Source organism: Actinophytocola glycyrrhizae (assembly GCF_042653545.1).
Taxonomy (GTDB): domain Bacteria; phylum Actinomycetota; class Actinomycetes; order Mycobacteriales; family Pseudonocardiaceae; genus Actinophytocola; species Actinophytocola glycyrrhizae.
The window spans coordinates 1-1,963 of record NZ_JBHSIS010000021.1; the positions used below are offsets into that span (position 1 = coordinate 1).

Below are 1,963 nucleotides of genomic sequence, written 5' to 3' on the forward strand. Positions count from 1 at the left end.
CGCACTCGTCCTCACCCATTTCGAACACGGCCGACTCACCTGAAAGTCGCTGAGATCACCTCACTGTCTGCAAACCCATACCTGTCACAGTCAGCGATTACACGGTCCATCAACCGTGCCCGCCCAGCGATCAACGCCACCTGCTCCGGGATGGCGGTGGGTCGCTCATCCCCGGCGCCGGTGTTGATCCGCAACCGACGACATGGGTTCGCCGCGATCAGTCCCTCGTCGACTGCTTCGTTCATGATCGTCGAGAACGGTGAGACCACGTCCTGCACGGTGGGCTCTGCCAGCGCCCGGCGTAGCGCCTTCACCCACGCCTTCACCGTCATCCGCCCGATCTTCCCGGGCTCGGAGTCGCCGAATCGGGGCAGGATGTGGTTGCGCAGATGCGAGTCGTACTTCGCCCACGTCCCCACACCGACATCGTGCGCATCCGACCAACGCCGAACCCACTCCCCCACACACGTCTGCGCCAACCGCGGATCCACAAACGCACCCGTCTGTCCCGCCCCCTCCCCGTCCCCGGCGGAGGTCTGGATAGTGGGTTAGTAGAGGCGGCCAGCCTTGGTCGTGCCGATCTCGGCGCTGGCGGCGCAAATCGCTGCGCAGGCGAATAGGCAGCGGTCGGCATGGCAGTCGGTGCGGTAGTCGGGTGTCATCACAGCCAGCACCCCGGCGAGTGCGTCCCAGAGCAGGTCTGCGGGCACCGCCAGCTCGGCAGCCAGCTGCTCGGTTTCCGCGCCGTCCATCCACCGCCGCGCGTACGGCCGCAGATCCAGGCGGGCCAGCCGAGTACGGGTGGCGCGGCGGGTGTTCGCCAGACTGGCGCCGTCGTGGCTGGAGCGCAGAACCCCGGTCGTTCCCCCTATTCCTGCGGCATGATCGTGTTCCAGCGAACGGGCGGCCGTAGACTGGGAGGATCGGGACATACTCCCGACCTCGGTCAGCAACTGAACGTTCACGGTCGGCCTGCGGACATCGCTAACGAGAGCGGGCGGTCATTTCCTTCAGCATGAGCGTTCACCCCACAGCGAGTCATCGGTGATCGCCTGGCTCGTTGACGATCGGCAGCAACATCTGCCCGTGACCAGCAAAACATCTGACCAGGTCTTCGAATAATACACCGATGATCGTGGTCTCCAAATATGACTGCCCGAAGCGGTCCTCGACATCGACACTCAACACCGACCGCGACACCGGCTCGAACACAATGAATCCATCAGTCAACCACTCGCCTGCCGCAGCCGTGAGATCAGCTGACACGACGTCCCCGCGCACCCGAATCCACCCCGTGTCCGGCGTATCCATAACGCGCACGAAGACACTCACCATATGACTCAGCGTTGACTCACACGCCTTCATGGCATCGACGAACATTGTCTTTTTCGGCCACCGATGAATTATCCTGCCCGGCGAGGAACCTAGCTCCGCGACATCAGAGCTACACCTCTCAGACTTTTCAAGATCACACCACTCGCCGTGCAAGGACTGCTGATGAGCGGCGAAATTAGCTGCGACAAGCGCTCGCGCTTGTTTGGCCCGCCAATTCCACCGAGCTACCGACGCGCGACGCGCGACATCACCCACCACACCTCCATAGGATGCTTTAAACTTTCCGCTACCAACACGAAGCCGTCCCAGACTATCACGCTGACCGTCCGGCTTAGCCTCACCAACCTCCCAATGAGGGCCGTGAGAGGTGTCCGCATTCAGATCATTCCAGTTATCTGTCACCAGCCAAGTCTTTCCATTGTATTCGTGAACGTATTGATAACCGCCCCCTTGCCCGTAACCGGCCGAATAATAGGTCACACTTCTCACTCGGAGCGTTGTCGACAGCCCCGCTTTTCTCATGGCATCGCGCCGCGCTTGTCGACTGTTGTCGTGAATCTTCTGGGTCTGCCCAGGGTTTGGTTGACACCTCATCTGTGAGGCTTCGGCCTCGGTTGAGAGGATGTCA

Annotated in this window: 3 protein-coding genes; all 3 read right to left on the reverse strand. The window is 61.5% G+C overall.

The features are described 5' to 3' along the window. Positions 1 to 35: 35 nt before the first annotated feature. Positions 36 to 491: a tyrosine-type recombinase/integrase gene (locus ACFPCV_RS30970; RefSeq protein ID WP_378060060.1), complete on the reverse strand. Its 456-nt coding sequence runs from the start codon at positions 489 to 491 to the stop codon at positions 36 to 38. A gap of 57 nt (positions 492 to 548) precedes the next feature. Then, a complete protein-coding gene (locus ACFPCV_RS30975) occupies positions 549 to 932 on the reverse strand; it encodes a hypothetical protein (RefSeq protein WP_378060062.1) in 384 nt (127 codons plus the stop codon). 106 nt (positions 933 to 1,038) lie between these two features. Next, positions 1,039 to 1,963, reverse strand: a 925-nt coding sequence (locus ACFPCV_RS30980; RefSeq protein ID WP_378060064.1) for a hypothetical protein, incomplete at its 5' end; no start/stop codon positions are given.

What these genes read in the sequence shown, in the direction of transcription:
- ACFPCV_RS30975 (WP_378060062.1), bottom strand. Translation starts at nt 932, where the DNA reads ATGTCCCGATCCTCCCAGTCTACGGCCGCCCGTTCGCTGGAACACGAT.